The organism is Erwinia sp. 009765445 (assembly GCF_058137865.1).
Map to the genome: position 1 here is coordinate 237454 of NZ_JBYUWC010000002.1, position 20395 is coordinate 257848.

Here is a 20395-nt window from a genome sequence, read left to right on the forward strand (position 1 = left end):
CTACATTTTACCGATAAACAGGGAGACCAGACCGGCCGCAATCAACGGTCCGACCGGTACGCCACGAAACAGCGATACGCCAATAATCGTGCCGATCAGCAGGCCGCCCACTACCGTGGGTTGCGTACTCATCAGGGTGACACCGCGTCCGCCAACCCAGGAGACAAAGATGCCAACCGCAATTGCCAGCAGGGATTTCCAGTTCATAAAGGAGTGCATCAGTGTGCTGGCGGGAATGCCACCGCTGGCAATGGGAGCCATCACTCCGATGGTCAGGATGATGATCCCCACCGTCACACCCTGCTTCTCAATCCAGGGGAAAGTGGCGTTGAGCGGGGTCATTCGCACCACAATCAGCACCAGCAGGGCAATGGCTACGGTCAGGTTGTGGCTGAAATAGCTGAGGCCAGCCAGGAAAAGCAAAATAAACAGCGTCAGATCGAACATGGTTTTCCCGCAAAGGTATTGGTAACTTATTATCCCTACACCTTAAAACGGTTTTTCACTCCGCTCTACTTTTTTTAACACTCTAAATACATTTGCTCAGTAAATCGTCTCAATGGCGGCCTGCAGGCTGACCGACGGTCCGGTCAGTACTGCCAGCGTGCTGGTGATATATTTTTCAGCACCCGCCATCGAGGCCTGTGCCAGCACGATGCAGCCCAGCGAACATTCCGGGCGCTGCTGAATATAGCTGGCAATTTGCTGGTGATAACCTTCAATATCACCAGCGTTAAAAAAGGCCCAGGCGCGGGGGATCAGCTCGACGGAGAGACGGTCGCCAGGGATAAAGGCGGTAAAAAGATGTGTGGTCATTTCCATCTTGGACTCTGCCGTGCAGAGCACCAGTATCGAGCCATGATAGCGGGAAGCCACCTTCGCCAGCGAGGCATCCACTCTCAACACCGGCTTACTGAAATGTTTTGCATCCCATGCCACCGCGCCGAGCGTGGTACAGGTCACAATCACCGCATCAGCATGCTGGCACATCTCTTCTATGATCTGCCGGGTGGTATCGGCGATGGCAGGTGTGACCTCATTGGCCTCAATGGCACTGGCAAGCAGTTCACTCTCCACGCGGTGCAACAGCTGGATATCTTCGTAATCCAGCGTGTGTAGTGCCTCTTCAAACACGTCAATGTTGCTTCTTGCAGCGTGCAAACAGGCTATAATCGCCATGCTGGTCTCTCCGGCAGAGTAATCCTGACACTGTGGCAAATTTGCTGGCCTTTGCCAACCTGTCCTGTGAAATAAGGCAAATGTTTCACCGGAGAATCACCAAATCAGTGCAATGCCCCGCCCCGATGCAAAACTTCATGAAACTATAGTTTCATTTATTGTGAAAACCCGGTACTGAAGGCATTTCCGATTCATAAGAAACTGGTATGGAAATTGCTTCACTGTTGATGAATCCTGAAGGAGAGACAGATGAAAGCAATAGTGATTGGAGCGGGGATCGGCGGCATGTGCACCGCGATTGCCCTGAAACGTTTTGGTATCGACACTGCGGTCTGTGAAGCCGTCAAAGAGATCAAGCCCGTGGGTGCGGCGATCTCCATCTGGCCTAATGGCGTCAAGTGCCTGAACTTCCTTGGGATGAAAGAGCAGTTGCGCGCGCTCGGCGGCCCGATGCGCTCGATGGCCTATAACGATTTTCTGCATGGCAACACCCTCACCCGCTTCAGCCTTGACCCGCTGGTAGCGGACTCCGGCGAACGGCCCTATCCTGTTGCGCGGGCCGAGTTGCAGGCGATGCTGCTGGACACTTATGGCCGCGACAAGGTGCAGTTCGGTAAGCGGGTCGCCCGCGTGGAGCAGGATGAAAATGGCGTCACCGCCTGGTTTGAGGACGGTAGCGAGACCCATGGCGATCTGCTGATTGCCTGCGACGGCACTCATTCCGTGGTGCGAAAATACGTACTGGGCAGAACGGTTGAACGCCGTTATGCAGGCTATGTGAACTGGAATGGTCTGGTGGCAATCGACGAAAGCATCGCTCCTGCGCAGCAATGGACTACCTTTGTTGGCGAAGGTAAACGTGTTTCACTGATGCCGGTGGCGAACAATCGCTTCTATTTCTTCTTTGATGTGCCGCTACCCGCAGGTCTGGCAGAAGACCGCAGCAGCCTGCGCAACGACCTGAAACGCTACTTCAGCGGCTGGGCAGAGCCGGTGCAGAAGCTGATTGACCTGATCAACCCGGAAACCACCAACCGTGTGGAAATCCATGATATCGATCCTTTCGCGCAGCTGGTTAAAGGCCGGGTTGCCCTGCTGGGTGATGCCGCTCACAGCACCACGCCGGATATCGGTCAGGGCGGCTGTGCCGCAATGGAAGATGCCGTGGTGTTGGCTAACGTACTGCAGACCAATTCGCTGGGGATTGAAGATGCCCTGCGGCGTTATCAGCATAAGCGCGCCGACCGGGTGAAAGATCTGGTGCTGAAGGCGAGAAAACGCTGTGATGTGACGCACGGTAAAGAGATGGCGGTGACCGAGCAGTGGTATGAAGATCTGAAAAGCGAAACCGGCGAACGCATTATCAATGGTATGTGCGACACCATCCAGGGCGGCCCGCTGGCCTGAAAAACGGGGACGTCAGTCCCCTGTTATTCTCAGGAACCAAACGCACCATCAATGGTATGCATCGCTCCCGTCACGAAACCGGCTTCCGGACCAGCCAGCCAGGCAACCATCCCGGCCACTTCTTCAGGGCGCCCATGACGTTTCAGTGCCATAAAGCTGTGCATCAACTCTTTCCTTGGCCCTTCAGCCGGATTCGCATCTGTATCGATCGGCCCGGGTTGTACCACATTGATAGTGATGCCTCGAGGACCGAAATCACGCGCCAGTCCTCTCGCCATTCCCTGCAGGGCTGATTTACTCATGGCGTAAGAGGCCATGCCGGGAACTGGCATCCGGTCACCATTAACGGAACCGATGATGATGATCCGTCCGCCCTCGGGCATCTGCCGGGCCGCCTCTACGGACGCATAATAGGGCGCGTGGATATTGATGCGAAAAAGACGGTCGACTTCGTCAAAATCCTGTTCCAACGCATCGCCGAACAAGACGATCCCGGCATTAACCACTAAAACGTCGAGTGGAGCGCTATCCCTGACCCGCGCTATAACTGAATCCCGGTCTGAACTGTCGGTCTGGACCGCCACGCTGCCCGTGTCATCTGCCACTTTTCCGGCAGCCTCTGGCGAGCCGGAATAAGTGAACGTCACTGCCGCACCTTCTGACGAAAAGCGCTGAACGATGGCTGCACCAATCCCCCGGCTGCCGCCAAGCACCAACACAGACTTTCCTTTAAACGCAGACATAGAAACACTCCTGAGTAATTTTGTAGTAACCTATATAAAATGTCTCAGAAGACGCTGTCAATTGGTTTTGTAATGATGACTACAAAAATATTACGTTCCCCTGGTCGTCCCCGTCGTTTCGATCCGGAACAGGCTGTCGCAACAGCTCAACATTTATTTCATGCTCACGGCTACGATGCTGTTAACGTCGTGCATGTCACTGAGGCGCTTAGCATCAATCCTCCGAGTTTCTATGCTGCCTTCGGCAGTAAAGGCGGACTCTATTCAAGGGTTCTTGATCGTTATGCCTGTACCGATGCGATTCCCCTCGAAGATCTGCTTCTGAGTGACCGGCCAGTGGCTGAATGCCTTGTCTCCGTTCTGGAGGACGCCGCCCGACGCTATGCATCCGGTCCCGGTGTTGCTGGCTGTCTGGTGCTGGAGGGGATCCGGAGTATTGACCCGGAAGCAAGAAAGGCGGCCAGCGTCTTCCACGCAGCCGCTGAAGAGAAACTCCGCGACTATATTGCCGCACGTCACCCCGAATGTGCGGAGCGCCTGACCGACTTCATCAGCACCACGCTGTCTGGCCTCTCGGCTAAAGCGCGTTACGGTTACAGTCAGGATCGCCTGATGGCAACCGCGCGGCTGGCAGGCTTGGTTGTGGTGCATGAGATTTCTGTTAAGTGAGCCATTCCATGCAGGGATCGCAGCAGCAATGGAATGGCCTGCACCTGAAAAATTATGCCTCTTTCAGGCCCCGGTTTATCAGCATAGGTTCGATCTCCGGATCGTGACCACGCCAGTCTGAATAGAGTTTTTTCAGGTCCTCGCTGTTGCCGCGTGACAGGATTTTCTCACGATAGATCTGGCCGTTTTCCCGCGTCAGGCCGCCCCGCTCCCGGAACCATTCGAAGCCGTCATCGGCCAGCATCTGCGTCCACAGGTAGGCGTAATAACCCGCAGCGTAGCCACCTCCCCAGATATGATTGAAATAGCTGGAACGATAACGCGGCGGTACGGCTGCCAGATCAACCCGATCGGCCTGCAGGGCGCTCTTCTCGAAGCTGTCGACATCCTGCTCTGGCTCGCCCGCTGACAGGCTGTGCCAGTGCATATCCAGTAGTGCTGCGGCCAGTAGCTCAGTCATGTCATAGCCCTTGTTGAACTTACTGGCTTTGATGATTTTCTCATGCAGAGCGGCAGGCATTGCCTCACCAGTCTGATAATGGCGGGCGAAGTTTTTAAACACCTGCTCATCGCTCGCCCAATGCTCATTGCACTGTGAAGGAAACTCGACAAAGTCTCTCGGCGTGGCCGTGCCCGACAGGCCCGGATAGCGCTGCTCCGCAAACAGGCCATGCAGCGTGTGGCCAAATTCGTGGAACATAGTGATGACATCTTCCCAGGAGATCAGCGCGGGCTGGCCGGCAACCGGTTTGCTGTAGTTGCAGACGTTGTAGATCACCGGCATCGATTCCAGCAGGGTCGATTGCTCAACGAAGTTACCCATCCACGCGCCGCCGCTTTTGTTGTCCCGCTTAAAGAAGTCGGTATAGAACAGCGCCATCGGCTCGCCGTTGCTGTCAACAATCTCATAAACCTTCACATCCGGATGATACACAGGGATATCGGATCGGGGCTTAAAGGTGATGCCAAAGAGCTGGGTGGCGGCGTAGAACACCCCGTTTTCCAGCACGCTGGTGATTTCGAAATAAGGTTTAATCTCGCTGTCATTGAGATCGTATTTCGCCTTGCGTACCTGTTCGGCATAGAACTGCCAGTCCCAGGGCGCGAGACTGAAACCGCCCTTTTGCTGGTCGATGACCTGTTGGATATCAGCGGCTTCCCGCCTGGCACGGGAAGTGGCTGCAGGAACGATTTCCCGCATAAAATCCAGCGCGGCCTGCGGCGTTTTCGCCATCTGGTTCTGCAGATTCCACTGCGCATAATTTTCGAAACCCAGCAGCTGCGCCTGGCGGGCACGCACGCTTGCCAGCCGGGCGATCAGGCTGCGGGTGTCGTTGTCATCGTTTTTCTCTGCCCGGTTCCAGCCAAGACTGAACAGGGCCTCACGTGTTTGTCGATCGCTAAGATCCTGCAGCGCGGGTTGTTGGGTCGTGTTTTGTAACGCCAGCAGCCATTTACCCTGTAGCCCCTTTTCACTGGCGGCCTGTGCGGCAGCGCTCAGTTCAGCTTCACTCAATCCGGCAAGCTGTGCAGGATCTTCCACGCTTAACCCACCGGATTTCGTCGCGGCCAGCAGCCGGTTGGTGAACTGGGTACTCAGGCTGGCAGCCTGTTGGTTGAGGACTTTCAGCCGGGCTTTCTGATCTTCATCCAGGCTCGCTCCGGCCAGCTGGAAAGTCTGCCAGGTCACCTCGACCAGCCGCAGAGATTCCGCATCCAGCTTCAAGTTCCCGCGCTGTTGCCAGACAGCGTTAAGTCGCGCAAACAGCTTTGCATCCAGTTTGATGTCATCTTCCAGCGCGGTCAGCTTTGGCGACATCTCTTCATCCAGTGCCTGCAGAGTATCGTTGGTGTTGGCGGCGGTCATGGCACCAATTACCGCCCCGACGCGTTTCAGCATCTGGCCGCACAACTCCAGAGCCTGATAAGTATTTTCAAAAGTCGGCGCATCAGGGTTATCGGCGATGCGTTGCACTTCTTCACGCTTTTGCTGCATACCTTCTTCCAGCGCAGGACGGTAATCGCTCTCGCTGATTTTATCGAACGGCGGTGCCTGGAAAGGCAGTGTGCTTTGCTGACTGAACGGATTGATTGGCATGATTTATCTCCTTGTCTGATAAACACTTCAGCACAGGAAAAGAGACTGCGCAAGCTGGCCTCAGGCCGCCTTCACCTCAGCATTCTGCTGCCAGACGCACTGGCCGTTAACCCAGGTGCAGGCGATATTGCGGTCGTCACCCAGCGTCATCAGCACAAACAGTTTTTCCCAGATGTCGCGGCTGTTACCGTGACGCATCTGCTGCAAAGCGGAAACGGCCGGGTCCAGCACCACAAAATCAGCCTCTTTGCCCGGCATAAAATTGCCGATGCGATCCTGCAGATCCAGCGCCTGAGCACCGCCCAGCGTGGCATGATAAAACGCTTCGCAGGCTGTCAGTTTATAATGCTGAAGTTGCCCCACCTTGTAGGCCTCACCCAGCGTTTTCAGCATGCTGAAGGTGGTTCCCGCACCGACATCGGTGCCGATCCCCAGCTTCACTCCCTTCTCCCAGCAGGTTTTCAGATTGAACAGACCGCTGCCCAGAAACAGGTTAGAGGTCGGACAGAAGGCCGCCGCCGAGTCGGTGTGATGCAGGCAATCCCACTCTTTCTCTTCCAGATGCAGGCAGTGCGCAAAGACGCTGCGACGGCCGGTAAGCTGGTACTGATGATAAACGTCAAGATAACCATCATGTTCTGGAAACAACGCTTTAACCCATTCAATTTCCTGTGGGTTCTCACTCAAATGGGTATGTAGCCAGGTATCGGGATATTCCGCCTTCAACTGGCGTACTTTTTCCAGCAGAGCCGGAGAGGATGTCGGTGCGAAACGCGGGGTCAGCGCATAGCTCAGGCGGCCATGGTTGTGCCAGCGATCGATCAGTTTACGGGTTTGCTGGTAGCTCTCTTCCGGCGTCTCGGTCAGATAATCCGGCGCGTTACGATCCATCATCACTTTACCGGCGATAAGACGCATGTTGAGTGCCTCCGCCGCGCTGAACAGCGCATCCACCGACTGGGGATGAACGGTACCAAAAACCAGCGCGGTGGTGGTGCCATTACTCAGCAGCTGCTGCAGAAAGAAGGCGGACATTTTTGCCGAATGTTCCGGACAGTGATACTGGCTTTCAACCGGAAAAGTGTACTGCTGGAGCCATTCCAGCAGTTGCTCGCCAAAGGCACCGATCATTTCCGTTTGCGGATAGTGGATATGCGTGTCAACAAACCCCGGCACAATCAGTCTGCCACGATAGTCAGTCACCACGCTTTCATCAGTCAGCTGATGGCGGCCCTCTTCCCAGCTCTGTAGCGAGACAATTTCACCGCCGTTAAGCAGGAGCAAACCGTCTTCAATATAGCGGGCATGCTCAGGTAACTGCCGGGGATCGGTTACCGTCGCGGTTAGGTCAAAAAAGCTGCCACGAACAGCCTGTGTTACTGACACTGACATAGTGATTCCTTGTGAGAGCTTGTACCGCTCTCTGAGTGTTGTTGCAGGTGATGAGGTATTTATAAAAGTAAAAAGCAAAGACTATGCCAGTTGATGTAACTCATAGATTATCATTATATATCAATACATTATATAAATAAAGACTACTACAGCAGACCACCCTGTACGTAATCGTATGCGCAATCGCTTGCTTTGATATGCAAACGGTTGCTTTTCGAAATATCATCTTTCACAGCGGTTGACGGATGCTTTATTAATACTTTTACGCACCAGCAGACAGCGGGTTGTTGCCGCTGCGCACCATCAGCGTGCAACATTTCTTATTAATCATCACATTTCCTTTCTTATCACTCCCCGGGGGAAGTGGTATGGTGATGTAACCCCAAAATGTGTTGAGGAACAGTGAGATGATTGTATTTGTTACTGGTGCCACCGCGGGCTTTGGAGAGAGCATCACCCGCCGCTTTATCGCTCAGGGCCATAAAGTGATTGCGACCGGTCGTCGTCAGGAACGCCTGCAGGCGCTGAAAGATGAACTCGGTGACAGCCTCTTTATCCTGCAGCTGGATGTCCGCAACCGTGCCGGGATTGAAGAGGCGCTGGCCAGCCTGCCTGCCGACTGGCGCAATATTGACGTACTGGTGAACAATGCCGGGCTCGCGCTGGGAATTGAACCCGCACACAAAGCCAGCCTGGATGACTGGGAAGCAATGATTGATACCAACAACAAAGGCCTGGTCTATATGACCCGCGCCGTGCTGCCAGCAATGGTGGAACGCAACATCGGGCATATCATTAATCTGGGCTCTATTGCCGGAAGCTGGCCCTATGCCGGTGGCAACGTTTATGGAGCAACCAAAGCCTTTGTACGCCAGTTCAGTCTTAACCTGCGAACCGACCTGCACGGCACCGCCCTGCGCGTCACGGATATCGAGCCAGGTCTGGTTGGCGGAACGGAATTTTCAAACGTGCGCTTTAAAGGTGACGATGCCAAAGCCGACAGCGTGTATGAAGGTGCCGAACCCCTGACCGCAGAAGACGTCACGGAAGCGGTTTACTGGGTGGCGACGTTGCCGAAGCACGTCAACATCAATACGCTGGAGATGATGCCGGTAGGCCAGACGCTGGCCGGTCTGAAAGTGCATAAAGCTTAATAGCGTGTTGTGTGGCGGGCTGGTCGTCCGCCACTGTGTTGAACAGTTCCTGTTGCCAGCAACCAACCCGATTCAGGCTCGTCCCCATCCCGCCACAATAATCAACATGCCACTAAATGCCACCGCTGCGCCCAGCCAGTCGTAATGACTGAGTTTGACCCCATCGATAAAACGCAACCATAACAACGCGGTCACCACATACACCCCGCCGTAAGCCGCGTAAACCCGCCCACTCGCCGCCGGATGCAACGTCAGCAACCAGACAAACAGCGCCAGACTTGCCGCCGCAGGTAACAGCAGCAGCACCGAAGCCCCTTTTCTCAGCCAAAGCCAGGGGAGAAAGCAGCCAATAATTTCCGCCAGCGCGGTAAGAAAAAACAGCAGTGTTGTTTTTAGTAACATACTAATCTCTCTGAATCATAAACGATGTCACAGGCTTCAGTACGGACCCGGCGAGGCAGATGATATACTAAACATAGCGATCGTCGCAGCTGCACAATACTGCTGTGAGGGATAAACACAAGGAACCGATGATGAAGATGACGATGAAAAAATGGCAAAAACAGCTGAGCACCGCCGCTCTGCCACTGGTGCTCTTTGGCACCCTGTTCAGCATTCAGCCCGGCGCTCAGGCGAAAACGGACACCCTGATCATCCAGGACGGCAGCAGCCCCCTGTCCAACGAACAGGCCCGCCAGCAGAAACAGCAGTGGGATGCCACTCAGCGCCTGCGTAATAAAGAGAATCTCAGAGATGAGAAAAACTTCGACAAAAGCGATCGGGCTATTGATACCCGTGATGCCTGTGAACAAAGTCTGAACGTTAACGCCTACTGGGAACCGAACACGCTGCGTTGTCTGGATCGTCGCACCGGCCGTCCGGTTGCCCCCTGATAATATAATGCTGCTATAGTTATCGCTGGTTTCATGCAAAAGGAAAGGATGATGAAAAGGTTTAAGTGGATATTAACTGCTCTGATTATTGCCACCCCGCTGGCGGTACAGGCATCATGTGAAACGGTCAAAGCGGACATTAACCAGAAAATTATCAATAATGGCGTACCGGCTTCCGGTTTTTCACTGGAAATAGTACCTAATGACCAGGCCGATCAGGCTGGCGGCCAGGTAGTGGGACACTGCGAAAACGACACGCAGAAGATCGTCTATAAACGAAGTGGTAGCGACAGTGATGCGCCTGCTCCGGCCACTACCGGAACGTCACAGGACGCACCTTCCTCTTAAGACGACTCATGTCGTGAAGCCAGTCGGTTGTATAACTGACTGGCTGTTTACAGGCATTGCAGAACCCTTTCCCCGAATCAGGGGTTTCACTCCGAATGGCATACACCGCTACCTGACCACCGGGTTTCCTCGCACAGCTGAAATTTATCGTCCAGACTTAAATCAAAGACGTAGTCTGCGCAGGCATTGTGCTTTACACTGCGCGCTGCAAAAAACTGAGTAGATTAACGATTAAGCGGGCGGAAACGGCGATGAACGGAACGATCACAACCTGGTTTAAAGACAAAGGTTTTGGCTTTATTAAAGATGAAAACGGCGACAACCGTTATTTTCATGTGATTAAGGTCGCCAATCCTGAGCTGATTAAGAAAGATGCTGCGGTGACTTTCGAACCCACCACTAATAACAAAGGCTTGTCCGCATATGCGGTGAAAGTCCTGCCAGAAAGCAAATACATCTATATTGCAGGCGAGCGCCTTAAGCTCACCTCAATCAAGTCTTACCTGGTTTTCAGCGAAGAAGTGCCTGCCGAAACACGAATTGATAAAGAAAATGCGGTACTTTCAGTGGGCGTTCTGATGAACAGTATCAAACCGAAATCAGCTGCTGCACAGCCTGGTGAAATGCGATCGCTGAAAAAACTGGCGATCACCACCTTCCAGGGAACGACGTTAATCTTCTCGGAAGATGAGATAGATGTGGAGAGTACGGTTAAACTGCTCAAGGTCTGAATCCATCCGGCCGGATTCTTGCACCTTCCCAGGATTTCGGCATCGCTTACTGACCTTTAAAAAACACTATTCTGGCCTGCGTGCCGGGATCAACCATGCAATAACCAGGCTGCCCAGCGCAATCACCACCGATACGGCAAAAACCCAGTGCAGTGAGGTAGCAATTTCACCGATCATCTGCCGCAGGTTGCCCGGTGCCAGCGCGTCACGCTGGGCCTGTGACATAATTTGCTGCACCGGATCGCTGTGTTCGGGTAAACGCAACAACAGGTTATAATTCAGCACCGCCCCCATCACTGCTGTGCCCAGCGCAGAACCCAGCATGCGGCTGAACATGATTGAGGCGGTACAAATCCCGCGAATTTCAAACTCAGCGTCATTCTGAACTGCAATCAGAAACGTGGTGCTGGTCATCCCCATCCCTGTGCCAATCACAAATGCCGATAAACCGGCGTGCAGGACTGAACTGTCGCTGTGCAGCGTCAGCAGCATTGCCGTGCCAATAATTAACAGCAATGAGCCGGTTTGCGCGGTAAAACGGTATGAAGTGCGCTGCATCAGTCGCCCACTCAGCGTACTCGCCAGCGGCCAGCCTATTGACATCATTGCCAGCGCACTGCCCGCCTGCAGCGGCGTGCCGCCATTTACTCCCTGGATCCAGGTTGGCAGGAATGCGCTGATCCCCATCATCGCCGCCCCGATAACCAGATTTCCGGCATTGCCTGCGACAATGGTGCGGTTCTGCCACATAGCCAGCGGAAACAGTGGCTCGCCGGAATGCTTTTCATGACATAACAAAGCATACCCGGCCAATCCCGCCAACAGCAGCAGCGCCACAACCCAATAGCCCAGCGTTTCAGCCTGCAGCAGCGCCGTCAGCAAGGCGGCTACTGCCAGCATCAGCCAGCCGCTGCCTGCCAGATTGAGTTTTTGCCGCTCCTCGTTACGTGATTCCGGGAACCAGCGGGCCAGCATCAGCATCGAAACAATCCCGATTGGCACATTAACCCAGAAAATAAGCGCCCAGTTGAAATGCTGCACAATCCACGCGCCGGTCAGCGGACCAATAATCGCCGACACGCCCCATACGCTGGAGAGCCATCCCTGGATGTTAGCCCGCTCTTTAGGCTGATAAACATCCGCGATGATGGTTGCGGTCAGCGGCATAATCGCCCCGGCACCCAGTCCCTGAAAAGCCCGAAACAAGATCAGCCAGCCCATGTGTGAGGCAAAGCCACACAAAACAGACCCGAGTAAAAACAGTGAGGTGCCAATAAAGAAGACCCGCTTTCTGCCCCATAAATCAGCCAGACGGCCATAAATGGGCACGGTCACTGCCTGAGTCAGCAGGTAGATGGAGAAAACCCAGCCAAACTGAGAAAACCCGCCAAGTTCCGCAATAATTGTGGGCATCGCCGTGGCGACAATGGTGACCTCAATCGCGGCCATAAACATCGCCAGCATTGAGGCGATCAGGATCCAGTGACGGTGTGCCACCGGTGCATGTGTTGTTTCTGACATAGGTATCCTTTCTTAATGTCCTCTCATTCTGGCCTGGTTTTCAGTTCAGAATTTCCGAATTGTGCGGTGGGGGCAATGTGACGTTGTCACTAATATGACGATGAATTTTTTTTATGGACCTCAGCCCAGCGTTTACAAGGGTTCGGGCCAAAAACGTCGAAATTCTATCCTGCTGATTTTTGGCCCGAAACTGGCACTGAGTGACAGAGACTGCTATAGCTTTTAAAGCACTTTTTACCGCTTGATAACAAAAAAGCGCCAGAAGAGTTATTTATTGATTTTCAGGGAGAGTGGATTCCATGCAAAACGCAACGCTCATGCGGCGCGCCTTACTTGCCGTGCTGTTTATTATCGTGGTGGTCGCCCTGCTGGTTTATGGACTGGGCCTGGACACTATTAAAGCCCGACAGGTCGACCTGGTTTATCTGGGACAACAGCATATGAAACTGGTGTTCTGGTCAATGCTGTTCGCGCTACTGGTTGGTATTCCCAGCGGCATCCTCCTCAGCCGACCTTTTGCCCGCGGCTGGGCAGAGTATGTCATGCAAATCTTTAACGTCGGAAACACTCTTCCGCCACTGGCCGTTCTGGCTCTGGCGATGGTAATTATCGGGATTGGCGATCGCCCGGCCGTTATTGCCCTGTTCCTGGCCTCACTACTGCCCATTGTACGTAACACTTATTCCGGACTCTGCTCAGTTCCGGCTTCTCTGATTGAGGCCGCCAACGGCATCGGTATGACCAAAGGCCAGCGCCTGCGTCAGGTCGAGCTGCCAAACGCCTGGCCAGTAATGCTTTCCGGGATCCGTGTCGCGACCGCCATCAACGTCGGCACTGCCCCGCTGGCGTTCCTGATTGGCGCCAGCAGCTACGGCGAGCTGATCTTCCCGGGTATTTACCTGAACGACTTCCCGACGCTTATCCTCGGCGCAGCGGCAACAGCCCTGTTTGCGCTGATCCTCGATATGCTGCTGGCTGGCCTGGGCCGCGTGCTCAGCCCACATACCGCCGTATAAAAGAACAATCAGGAGCTGATTATGGCGAAGGCCACCCCTTTGACCCGCTGGGTCCGCAATACCGCACTGGCACTGAGTGTCATGCTGGCAGCCACTGCCACCGTCTCGGCCGCCGCACCTATTGTGATGGCGACCAAAAGTTTCACCGAGCAACATATTCTTTCAGCGCTCACCACGCTCTATCTGCGCAAGAAAGGATTCCAGATTGAACCTAAAACCAATATCGCCACCACCATTGGTCGTAATGCGATGATCAACAAGCAGATTGATATGACATGGGAATATACCGGCACTTCGCTGATTATTTTCAACCATATCAACAAGCCGATGTCCCCGCAGGAAGCCTATAACACGGTGAAAACGCTGGATGCAAAACTGGGCCTGGTCTGGCTCAACCCTGCCCCGATGAACAATACCTATGCTTTCGCGATGCAGCGCAAGCGGGCTGAATCTGAGCATATCGACACCATGTCTCAATTGGTGGCAAAAATTGAGGATATCCGCAAAAACGATCCGGACCATAACTGGATGCTGGGTCTGGATCTGGAGTTTGCCGGCCGCTCTGATGGCCTTAAGCCACTGCAGAAAGCTTACAACATGCAGCTGGATCGGCCGCAGATCCGCCAGATGGACCCCGGTCTGGTCTATAACGCAGTGCGTGATGGCTTTGTGGATGCCGGTCTTATTTACACCACCGATGGCCGCGTGAAAGGTTTCGACCTGAAAGTGCTGAAGGATGATAAAGGTTTCTTCCCGAGCTATGCCGTAACCCCAGTTGTCACCAAAGAAACGCTCGACTCCCACCCGGGTCTGGCCGATGCGCTGAACAGCCTGTCGCCGCTGATCACCGATGAAGCAATCACCGAGATGAATAAGCGCGTGGACATTGATCATCAGTCTCCACAGCAGGTGGCGAGCGATTTCCTGAAATCTAAAGGCCTGATCTGAGGAGGATGAATGGACACTATCCATTATATTATTAATAACTGGAGTTATTTAGGCAGCCTCACCCTTCAGCATCTGTGGCTGGTTGGGCTGGCCGTCGGCCTCGCCATCATCATCGGCGTACCGGTCGGCATCATGACTGTGCGGTATAAATGGCTGGCAACCCCGGTACTGGGGCTGGCAACCATCGTCCTGACGATCCCGTCAATCGCCCTTTTCGGCCTGATGATCCCGCTATTTTCGATGATCGGACAGGGTATAGGCGTGTTACCCGCCGTGACCGCTGTGTTTCTCTATTCACTGCTGCCGATTGTGCGCAATACCCATACCGCGCTGGAGAACCTGCCCGGCGGGCTGCGCGAAGCAGGCCGGGGGATTGGCATGACCTTCTGGCAGCGTCTGCGCTGGGTGGAAATCCCGATGGCACTGCCGGTCATTTTCGGCGGTATCCGTACCGCTGTGGTAATGAATGTTGGCGTGATGGCGATTGCCGCCGTTATTGGTGCGGGTGGTCTGGGCCTGCTGCTGCTTGACGGCATCAGCGGCAGTGACATCCGTATGTTGATTGCAGGCGCGCTGATGATTTGTCTGCTGGCAATTATTCTCGACTGGCTGCTGCATCGTTTGCAGCTGGCGCTGACTCCTAAGGGGATTCGATAATGATAAAACTGGAAAACCTCACCAAAACCTTTACGCAAAAGAACGGCAATCCGATTAACGCCGTTGATAATGTCAGCCTTAATGTGCCGGAAGGCGAAATGTGCGTGCTGCTTGGCCCTTCCGGCTGCGGCAAATCGACCACGCTGAAAATGATTAACCGCCTGATCCCCTCTTCCAGCGGCAAAATTTTTATTAATGGCGAAGATACCAGTGGACTGGATACGGTCACGCTGCGCCGTAACATTGGCTATGTGATCCAGCAGATTGGCCTGTTCCCGAACATGACCATTGAAGAGAACATCACCGTGGTGCCGAGGATGCTGGGCTGGGACAAAAAACGCTGCCGCGACCGCGCCAGTGAGCTGATGAGCATGGTGGCGCTGGATCCGAAAACGTTCCTGCAGCGCTACCCACGCGAATTGTCCGGCGGCCAGCAGCAGCGTATCGGGGTGATCCGTGCTCTGGCCGCAGATCCACCGGTACTGCTGATGGATGAACCGTTCGGCGCAGTCGACCCGATTAACCGGGAGGTGATCCAGAATGAGTTTCTGGACATGCAGCGTCAGCTGAAGAAAACAGTGATGCTGGTCAGCCACGATATTGATGAAGCACTGAAACTTGGTGACCGGATTGCGGTGTTTGGCCAGGGGAAAATAGTGCAGTGCGCCAGTCCGGATGAGCTGCTGGCAACGCCGCGCAATGACTTCGTTGGATCGTTTGTCGGCCAGGACCGCACGCTGAAACGTCTGCTGCTGGTTTCTGCTGGCGACGTTACCGATCAGCAGCCAACCATTACCGTCAAACGTACAACCACGCTGACTGAAGCCTTTGGCACCATGGATGACAACGATATGCGTTCAATTACCGTGGTTGACGATGAGGGCAAACCTCTGGGCTTTGTGAAGCGTCGCGAAGCACGTAACGCCAGCGGAACCTGCGTTGACATGCTGCATACGTTTAAAGTGACAGGCCGTGCGGAAGAGAACCTGCGCGTGGTGCTGTCTAAGCTGTATGAGCACAACACCACATGGATGCCGATTGTCGATGAGGATGGCCGCTACAGCGGTGAGATTTCCCAGGATTACATTGCTGACTATCTCAGCTCAGGCCGTACGCGCCGCGCGCTGAATATGGCCTGATGCTGAGAGTGCGGCAGGGAAGCCGCAAATTCTTCTTACCCCACTCCCCGAATTACCCTCTGCCCACACCACTCAGATCCAGATACTTCGCCAGATCGCGCGTTTCCGCCCTTGGCAGATAAGGCAGCTCTCCCATAATTGGTGCCGGAATATTGTTGCTCAGCACATCGATGATCTCGGCGTAATGTGCCAGCCCCGGATTAATGCGGTTTGCCACCCAGCCCAGCAGAGGCAGCCCGTCATTAATAATGGCCTGCGCGGTCAGCAGCGCGTGGCTGATACAGCCCAGTTTGATGCCCACCACCATCACCACCGGCAGTTTCTCTTCCACTGCCCAGTCCGATAACGGACGCATATCATTCATCAGGCTGCGCCAGCCTCCGGTGCCTTCCACCACCACGTGATCCGCCTGGTCACACAGGTAATGCAGCCCCTGGCTCAGAGTACGGTAGTCAATAAGAGTATCGCGGCTGGTGCTGATCTCATCGGCCAGCAAAGTGACCGGATTGATGGCCGCATAAGGTAAGACAAGAGATGAGGAAGATTGCAGGATCAGCGCGTCTTTATTACGCGGGCCGGCTTCAGTTTGCTGGCTACCTTTGGCCACAGGTTTGTAACCTGCCACCCGTTTGTTTCCTGCGGACAGCTTCTGCAGGAGCGCACGGCTGACCACTGTTTTACCTACTTCGGTATCGGTCCCCGTAACAAATAAACGCTTTAACATACCGCTCTCCACAATCTGCTCCGATGAGAAATGATAAATAATAATTAACAATTTCAAAGCAGATATCTTAGGCCATGGGCCGGAAAAGCAGCTTGCGTTAGCGCAATCTTTTTAGCAATAAAGAGATATCGTCAGCCCTGCAGCAATTTCACCAGCAGCGTGCCGTTATAAAGCGCATCTTTGACCAGCGCAGCGCCCGGCATGGTGCCAATGTTATGAAACTGGGTCGGCTCAACGACGATTTCATGGCTGTAAGCGGGAAGAGACTGGCGACGAATGCAGTCGGTAATGGCCGGATGTAAAATCTCCTTCGCCCGGTTCAGTGGTGAACCGATCAGGATTTTTTGAGGATTAAATAAGTTAACCATAATAGCCAGAATACGGCCGACGCTGTGCCCCACGCCGGTAATAATATCCTTCGCCAGCTGATCGCCAGCCAGCGCCGCGTCACAAAGCGATTCAGTAGTCAGCGGCTGATTATGCAACAGCGTACTGAGCGAGGCCTGCATGCGTTGAGCAGCCAGCTCCAGCACGCTCTGACTGCTGGCCACCGTTTCCAGACAGCCATGATTACCGCAATAGCACTGTTTGCCGTAAGGATCGACCTGGGTGTGACCTATCTCGACCAGCGTACTGCTGCCGCTGTGCAGCAGACGTCCGCCAGTAATTACCCCGGCCCCGACATTATGGTCAATCACTACCTGGATCACGTTGCTGGTATCTCGCGAGGCGCCAAACAGCGACTCAGCCAGGGTCCAGGCGCAGATATCATGCTGAATATAGACTGGCAGACCCGTCCGTTTTTCCAGCTCCGGCCCGAGTGCCATTTCACTGACGTGATAGAAAGGCATGCGGTGAACAATTCCCTGTGCGGCATCCATTATGCCTGGCAGCGTAATGGCAATGGCGGTCAGCCGCTCCAGTCTTTTCTGGTGGTGGATGAAAAAGCTATCGATCTCACTGATAATCCGGTTCAGCAGCGGCTTTGGATCGTCTACGGGGAGCGGAAGAGTCTCTTCCACCACCATCTGGCTCCTTAAATCTCTCAGTGCCAGAGTAATATCCCCTTTCCCGATACGGACGGAAAGATAGTGCCAGGCAACGGTATCAAGGATCAGCCCGACGGCCGGACGTCCCCGGCTGCCAGCTTCATGAAACTCCGTCTCCTGCACCAGATGAGCTTCCAGCATTTCGCGCACTATCTTGGTAATGCTGGCAGGAGCCAGCTGGGCTTTGCGGGCCAGTTCAATACGCGAAATGGGACCAAACCGATCAATCAGCCTGTACACTGCGCCTGCATTAGTCTGTTTAATCTGGTCGATATGGCCAGGTTGACTGTCCGTTATCACGCCCTGCTCTCACTTATTTTCGCGCTTCTAAATAAACCTTCTGGCCATGGTGAAACACTTACCGGACTGCGTCAAATATTTGATTAGGAATGTGATTTGCAGCACATAAAAGCGGGTTAAACGTCTGATTAACACTCACTCAGACACTTTCAGCAGCAGGTTTTTCATATGTTTCATCACCGCGCTGACTTCACGCCGGTCAGACCACACCAGCCAGACTTCGGACCAGGCATCCTCTTCCTGCAGCGGGATCCAGCTTACCTCTTTCAGCCGGGCACGGCGAAATGAGGCCGGCAGAATGGAAACGCCCAGGCCGGTCGCCACCAGGCCCAGAATGGTCATCGCCTCTCCCACTTCCTGAGCTATCGCCGGGGAGATATTGTAGCGTTGCAGCAGCGTCAGCGTTTCCGAATACAGCGCTGTGCCCACCTGCGGATCGAAGAAAACAAAAGGTTCGCCGTCCAGATCCGTGACGGAGATAGTTTCCCGCTGTGCCAGCCGGTGAGCATGGTGAACAACCGCGCACAAAGGTTCGCGCAACATTAACTGGTGGTCCAGCGTCTCTGGCAGCGGTGTGTTGCGCATGACGCCCAGATCCAGCCGCCCCTCGTTCAGCGGCTCAATCTGCTGGCGGGTGTTAATTTCCTGCATACGGATATGAACGCCGGGGTAACGCTGCCTGAAAGTGAACAAGGCATCCGAAACCGCAGTAATAAATGGTGCGGATGAGGTAAAACCAATCCGCAGCTCCCCTTCCTCTCCCCTGTGCAGCCTGGCGGCTTTATCCGCCGCGGTGACAACGTTCTGCATAATTTGCCGGGCATCGGCAAGAAACTGCGCACCGGCAGCAGTCAGCTGCACGCTGCGGTTAGTACGGGCGAACAGCCGGGCACCGATTTGCTGCTCCAGCATCTGAATCTGCTGGCTCAGCGGCGGCTGGGAGATGTTCAGACGTTGCGCGGCGCGGCCAAAATGTAGCTCTTCCGCGACGGCGATAAAGTAACGCAGATGGCGCAGCTCGATATTCATATTTTAAAAGTATCATTCAAGATTATTAATAGATTAGACATCATATTAATCCCTCTTTACAGTTAACAGAATGATTTTTCACCTTTTCAAAGGATTTGCAGTGAACCGCTCCTCGCAAACCGCCACGCTGGATGACAGCGTTAAGCGCCCTTCCGGACAACCTTCCATTGAGTACATCAGACGTGGTACGCCGCAGTATATGCGCGTTACCCTGGCACTCTTTTCTGCCGGGCTGGCCACTTTTGCCCTGCTTTATTGCGTGCAGCCCATTCTGCCGGTGCTTTCTCAGGAGTTTGGCGTTTCCCCGGCCACCAGTAGCCTTTCACTGTCCATTTCGACCGGCCTGCTGGCGCTTGGCCTGCTGGTCACCGGCCCGTTGTCAGATGCCATCGGCAGGAAATCGGTGATGGTCACCGCGCTGCTGCTGGCGGCTGTCTGTACGCTGCTGTCCGCCACCATGACCAGCTGGCATGGCATTCTGATTATGCGTGCGCTGACCGGTTTGTCGCTGAGCGGCGTTGCCGCAGTGGGCATGACCTACCTCAGCGAGGAAGTCCATCCCAGCGTGATTGCCTTTTCGATGGGACTCTATATCAGCGGTAACTCTATCGGGGGAATGAGCGGACGTTTGCTCAGCGGAGTGATAACCGACTTCAGTTCGTGGCGCGTGGCCATTGCCGCCATTGGCTGCTTCGCCCTGGCTTCGGCGCTGATGTTCTGGAAAATTTTACCGCCTTCCCGACATTTTCGCCCTGCCTCACTGAAGCCTCGCAGTTTACTGATTAACTTTCGCCTGCACTGGCGCGACAGCGGCCTGCCACTACTGTTCGCCGAAGGTTTTCTGCTGATGGGTGCTTTCGTGACCCTCTTTAACTATATTGGCTATCGCCTGCTGGCCCCGCCTTATTCGCTGAACCAGGCGATTGTTGGCCTGCTGTCTGTGGTGTATCTCACCGGTTCGTGGAGTTCGCCAAAGGCCGGGGCGATGACCGCGAAATTCGGTCGTGCGCCGGTGTTGCTGTTCTCAACGGCGATAATGATTGTGGGCGTACTGATTACTCTGCTCAGCTCAGTGTGGCTGATTCTGGTGGGCATGATGCTGTTTACCGCAGGTTTCTTCGCGGCACACTCGGTGGCAAGTGGCTGGATTGGCCCACGCGCCCGTCGCGCCAAGGGGCAGGCTTCTTCGCTCTATCTGTTCAGCTACTATCTGGGCTCAAGCCTGGCAGGCACGCTGGGCGGCGTATTCTGGCATCACTTTGGCTGGCACGGCATTACCGTGTTTATCACCGCATTGCTGGCGATTGCGCTGCTGGTGGCGGTGCGTCTGAAGAGCAGAAAGCTGTAGAAATAAAAAAGTCCCGCACTACAGAGAGCGCGGGACTGATCACAATGGAG

The 20395-nt window shown here is 54.4% G+C and carries 21 protein-coding genes; 11 read left to right on the top strand and 10 right to left on the bottom strand.

Features of this window, described 5'->3' with window-relative positions:
• Positions 1 to 447, bottom strand: coding sequence for a DUF441 domain-containing protein (locus tag AC3Y5R_RS03125; protein WP_158781385.1), 447 nt, complete (start codon positions 445 to 447; stop codon positions 1 to 3).
• Positions 448 to 543: 96 nt separating this feature from the next.
• The gene (locus tag AC3Y5R_RS03130; RefSeq protein ID WP_489920096.1) at positions 544 to 1179 is read right to left on the bottom strand and encodes a hypothetical protein; all 636 of its coding nucleotides are present in this window, start codon (positions 1177 to 1179) and stop codon (positions 544 to 546) included.
• A 249-nt stretch (positions 1180 to 1428) separates the two neighbouring features.
• Here AC3Y5R_RS03130 and hpxO point away from each other — a divergent pair, with 249 nt between their 5' ends.
• Entirely contained in the window at positions 1429 to 2586 is a 1158-nt protein-coding gene (gene hpxO / locus AC3Y5R_RS03135; protein ID WP_489920097.1) for an FAD-dependent urate hydroxylase HpxO, read from the top strand.
• Between the two features lie 29 nt (positions 2587 to 2615).
• Here hpxO and bdcA read toward each other — a convergent pair whose 3' ends face one another.
• On the bottom strand, positions 2616 to 3329 hold the full coding sequence (bdcA, locus tag AC3Y5R_RS03140; RefSeq protein ID WP_489920098.1) for an SDR family oxidoreductase: 714 nt from the start codon (positions 3327 to 3329) through the stop codon (positions 2616 to 2618).
• 75 nt (positions 3330 to 3404) lie between these two features.
• On the opposite strand from bdcA, the gene AC3Y5R_RS03145 reads away from it, so the two are divergent.
• Entirely contained in the window at positions 3405 to 3998 is a 594-nt protein-coding gene (locus AC3Y5R_RS03145; protein ID WP_489920169.1) for a TetR/AcrR family transcriptional regulator, read from the top strand.
• A gap of 52 nt (positions 3999 to 4050) precedes the next feature.
• On the opposite strand, the gene dcp is transcribed toward AC3Y5R_RS03145, so the two are convergent.
• A complete protein-coding gene (gene dcp / locus AC3Y5R_RS03150) occupies positions 4051 to 6096 on the bottom strand; it encodes a peptidyl-dipeptidase Dcp (protein ID WP_489920099.1) in 2046 nt (681 codons plus the stop codon).
• Positions 6097 to 6156: 60 nt separating this feature from the next.
• Entirely contained in the window at positions 6157 to 7488 is a 1332-nt protein-coding gene (gene guaD, locus AC3Y5R_RS03155) for a guanine deaminase (RefSeq protein WP_489920100.1), read from the bottom strand.
• Positions 7489 to 7895: 407 nt separating this feature from the next.
• Here guaD and ydfG point away from each other — a divergent pair, with 407 nt between their 5' ends.
• Positions 7896 to 8642: a bifunctional NADP-dependent 3-hydroxy acid dehydrogenase/3-hydroxypropionate dehydrogenase YdfG gene (gene ydfG, locus AC3Y5R_RS03160; RefSeq protein WP_489920101.1), complete on the top strand. Its 747-nt coding sequence runs from the start codon at positions 7896 to 7898 to the stop codon at positions 8640 to 8642.
• 72 nt (positions 8643 to 8714) lie between these two features.
• Here the strand turns inward: ydfG and AC3Y5R_RS03165 are convergent, their stop codons facing one another.
• Positions 8715 to 9044: a YnfA family protein gene (locus tag AC3Y5R_RS03165; protein WP_158781377.1), complete on the bottom strand. Its 330-nt coding sequence runs from the start codon at positions 9042 to 9044 to the stop codon at positions 8715 to 8717.
• Between the two features lie 143 nt (positions 9045 to 9187).
• On the opposite strand from AC3Y5R_RS03165, the gene AC3Y5R_RS03170 reads away from it, so the two are divergent.
• From AC3Y5R_RS03170 to AC3Y5R_RS03180, 3 genes are all read left to right on the top strand, one after another.
• Positions 9188 to 9535: a DUF1283 family protein gene (locus AC3Y5R_RS03170; protein WP_489920170.1), complete on the top strand. Its 348-nt coding sequence runs from the start codon at positions 9188 to 9190 to the stop codon at positions 9533 to 9535.
• Positions 9536 to 9583: 48 nt separating this feature from the next.
• Positions 9584 to 9883 carry a DUF1161 domain-containing protein gene (locus AC3Y5R_RS03175; RefSeq protein ID WP_489920102.1) on the top strand — a complete coding sequence of 100 codons (300 nt, stop codon included), beginning with the start codon at positions 9584 to 9586 and terminating at the stop codon, positions 9881 to 9883.
• Positions 9884 to 10134: 251 nt separating this feature from the next.
• Complete coding sequence (locus tag AC3Y5R_RS03180; protein WP_489920103.1) at positions 10135 to 10614, top strand: cold-shock protein; 480 nt, start codon at positions 10135 to 10137, stop codon at positions 10612 to 10614.
• A 66-nt stretch (positions 10615 to 10680) separates the two neighbouring features.
• On the opposite strand, the gene AC3Y5R_RS03185 is transcribed toward AC3Y5R_RS03180, so the two are convergent.
• Positions 10681 to 12135, bottom strand: coding sequence for an MDR family MFS transporter (locus AC3Y5R_RS03185; RefSeq protein WP_489920104.1), 1455 nt, complete (start codon positions 12133 to 12135; stop codon positions 10681 to 10683).
• A gap of 317 nt (positions 12136 to 12452) precedes the next feature.
• Between AC3Y5R_RS03185 and osmY the strand changes: the two genes are divergently transcribed.
• From osmY to osmV, 4 genes are all read left to right on the top strand, one after another.
• Positions 12453 to 13151: an osmoprotectant ABC transporter permease OsmY gene (osmY, locus tag AC3Y5R_RS03190; RefSeq protein ID WP_489920171.1), complete on the top strand. Its 699-nt coding sequence runs from the start codon at positions 12453 to 12455 to the stop codon at positions 13149 to 13151.
• Positions 13152 to 13232: 81 nt separating this feature from the next.
• Positions 13233 to 14099: a glycine betaine ABC transporter substrate-binding protein gene (locus AC3Y5R_RS03195; protein ID WP_489920172.1), complete on the top strand. Its 867-nt coding sequence runs from the start codon at positions 13233 to 13235 to the stop codon at positions 14097 to 14099.
• A 9-nt stretch (positions 14100 to 14108) separates the two neighbouring features.
• Positions 14109 to 14756 (top strand): osmoprotectant ABC transporter permease OsmW, encoded by a 648-nt coding sequence (gene osmW, locus AC3Y5R_RS03200; RefSeq protein WP_489920105.1) that lies wholly within the window; start codon positions 14109 to 14111, stop codon positions 14754 to 14756.
• Positions 14756 to 15895, top strand: coding sequence for an osmoprotectant ABC transporter ATP-binding protein OsmV (gene osmV, locus AC3Y5R_RS03205; RefSeq protein WP_489920106.1), 1140 nt, complete (start codon positions 14756 to 14758; stop codon positions 15893 to 15895). Before osmW ends, osmV begins: the two co-directional genes overlap by 1 nt.
• A gap of 52 nt (positions 15896 to 15947) precedes the next feature.
• Here osmV and bioD read toward each other — a convergent pair whose 3' ends face one another.
• The 3 genes from bioD to AC3Y5R_RS03220 form a co-directional block, all read right to left on the bottom strand.
• Positions 15948 to 16619: a dethiobiotin synthase gene (gene bioD / locus AC3Y5R_RS03210; RefSeq protein ID WP_489920107.1), complete on the bottom strand. Its 672-nt coding sequence runs from the start codon at positions 16617 to 16619 to the stop codon at positions 15948 to 15950.
• 131 nt (positions 16620 to 16750) lie between these two features.
• Positions 16751 to 17968: a sugar metabolism global transcriptional regulator Mlc gene (gene mlc / locus AC3Y5R_RS03215; RefSeq protein ID WP_489920108.1), complete on the bottom strand. Its 1218-nt coding sequence runs from the start codon at positions 17966 to 17968 to the stop codon at positions 16751 to 16753.
• A 135-nt stretch (positions 17969 to 18103) separates the two neighbouring features.
• A complete protein-coding gene (locus tag AC3Y5R_RS03220; RefSeq protein ID WP_489920109.1) occupies positions 18104 to 18997 on the bottom strand; it encodes a LysR family transcriptional regulator in 894 nt (297 codons plus the stop codon).
• Between the two features lie 100 nt (positions 18998 to 19097).
• On the opposite strand from AC3Y5R_RS03220, the gene AC3Y5R_RS03225 reads away from it, so the two are divergent.
• Positions 19098 to 20345 carry an MFS transporter gene (locus AC3Y5R_RS03225; protein WP_489920110.1) on the top strand — a complete coding sequence of 416 codons (1248 nt, stop codon included), beginning with the start codon at positions 19098 to 19100 and terminating at the stop codon, positions 20343 to 20345.
• The last annotated feature ends 50 nt before the right edge of the window (positions 20346 to 20395 follow it).

Bases quoted from the DNA above. Each gene is read 5' to 3' on its own strand.
- AC3Y5R_RS03165 (WP_158781377.1), bottom strand. From the start codon at position 9,044: ATGTTACTAAAAACAACACTGCTGTTTTTTCTTACCGCGCTGGCGGAA.
- AC3Y5R_RS03170 (WP_489920170.1), top strand. From the start codon at position 9,188: ATGAAAAAATGGCAAAAACAGCTGAGCACCGCCGCTCTGCCACTGGTG.
- ydfG (WP_489920101.1), top strand. From the start codon at position 7,896: ATGATTGTATTTGTTACTGGTGCCACCGCGGGCTTTGGAGAGAGCATC.
- osmW (WP_489920105.1), top strand. From the start codon at position 14,109: ATGGACACTATCCATTATATTATTAATAACTGGAGTTATTTAGGCAGC.
- AC3Y5R_RS03125 (WP_158781385.1), bottom strand. From the start codon at position 447: ATGTTCGATCTGACGCTGTTTATTTTGCTTTTCCTGGCTGGCCTCAGC.
- AC3Y5R_RS03220 (WP_489920109.1), bottom strand. From the start codon at position 18,997: ATGAATATCGAGCTGCGCCATCTGCGTTACTTTATCGCCGTCGCGGAA.
- AC3Y5R_RS03130 (WP_489920096.1), bottom strand. From the start codon at position 1,179: ATGGCGATTATAGCCTGTTTGCACGCTGCAAGAAGCAACATTGACGTG.
- guaD (WP_489920100.1), bottom strand. From the start codon at position 7,488: ATGTCAGTGTCAGTAACACAGGCTGTTCGTGGCAGCTTTTTTGACCTA.
- AC3Y5R_RS03175 (WP_489920102.1), top strand. From the start codon at position 9,584: ATGATGAAAAGGTTTAAGTGGATATTAACTGCTCTGATTATTGCCACC.
- dcp (WP_489920099.1), bottom strand. From the start codon at position 6,096: ATGCCAATCAATCCGTTCAGTCAGCAAAGCACACTGCCTTTCCAGGCA.
- AC3Y5R_RS03180 (WP_489920103.1), top strand. From the start codon at position 10,135: ATGAACGGAACGATCACAACCTGGTTTAAAGACAAAGGTTTTGGCTTT.
- AC3Y5R_RS03195 (WP_489920172.1), top strand. From the start codon at position 13,233: ATGCTGGCAGCCACTGCCACCGTCTCGGCCGCCGCACCTATTGTGATG.
- bioD (WP_489920107.1), bottom strand. From the start codon at position 16,619: ATGTTAAAGCGTTTATTTGTTACGGGGACCGATACCGAAGTAGGTAAA.
- bdcA (WP_489920098.1), bottom strand. From the start codon at position 3,329: ATGTCTGCGTTTAAAGGAAAGTCTGTGTTGGTGCTTGGCGGCAGCCGG.
- osmV (WP_489920106.1), top strand. From the start codon at position 14,756: ATGATAAAACTGGAAAACCTCACCAAAACCTTTACGCAAAAGAACGGC.
- hpxO (WP_489920097.1), top strand. From the start codon at position 1,429: ATGAAAGCAATAGTGATTGGAGCGGGGATCGGCGGCATGTGCACCGCG.
- AC3Y5R_RS03145 (WP_489920169.1), top strand. From the start codon at position 3,405: ATGACTACAAAAATATTACGTTCCCCTGGTCGTCCCCGTCGTTTCGAT.
- osmY (WP_489920171.1), top strand. From the start codon at position 12,453: ATGCGGCGCGCCTTACTTGCCGTGCTGTTTATTATCGTGGTGGTCGCC.
- AC3Y5R_RS03185 (WP_489920104.1), bottom strand. From the start codon at position 12,135: ATGTCAGAAACAACACATGCACCGGTGGCACACCGTCACTGGATCCTG.